At 43.8% G+C, this 511-nt stretch carries 1 pseudogene; it reads left to right on the plus strand.

The features are described 5' to 3' along the window. Nucleotides 1-322: pseudogene (locus tag AB5935_RS25675) on the plus strand (zinc ABC transporter ATP-binding protein); the annotation flags it as partial. Between the last annotated feature and the right edge of the window lie 189 nt (nucleotides 323-511).

A 511-nucleotide genomic window follows, 5' to 3' on the forward strand; every position in this document is an offset into this window, starting at 1 on the left:
GGGACGTGCCATCATCTCCGACCCTGCGGTATTGATTCTCGATGAACCCAGCACGTATATCGACAAGCGTTTCGAAGCACGCCTTTATGAGTTATTGGCTGAAATCAATAAAGAATGTGCCATTATCCTTGTCAGTCACGACATCGGCACTGTATTGCAACAGGTAAAATCTATCGCTTGCGTCAACGAAACGCTGGATTACCATCCGGATACAGGCGTTACTACCGAATGGCTGGAAAGGAACTTCAACTGCCCTATCGAGCTATTGGGACACGGTACATTGCCTCACCGGGTTTTAGGAGAGCATCATCACCATCATTAAAGATATCTGCAAAAGACGACCTACATGAATCTATTTGTGCAAAAAAGTTCATTGGTAGATTCGTGCAAACAAATTAGAGCAAACAATTCTTTATATAGCCCTCTATTTCTTGTGCAGTCACATCATAAACAGGTTCAAGCTGCTCAAAATGGGAATCCCTCGTAAAGCGGTTGCTATTAGTAAGCATGG

Origin of the sequence: Phocaeicola sp. RTP21198st1_B8_RTP21198_201120, assembly GCF_040929485.1 — a bacterium.
Lineage (GTDB): Bacteria > Bacteroidota > Bacteroidia > Bacteroidales > Bacteroidaceae > Phocaeicola > Phocaeicola dorei.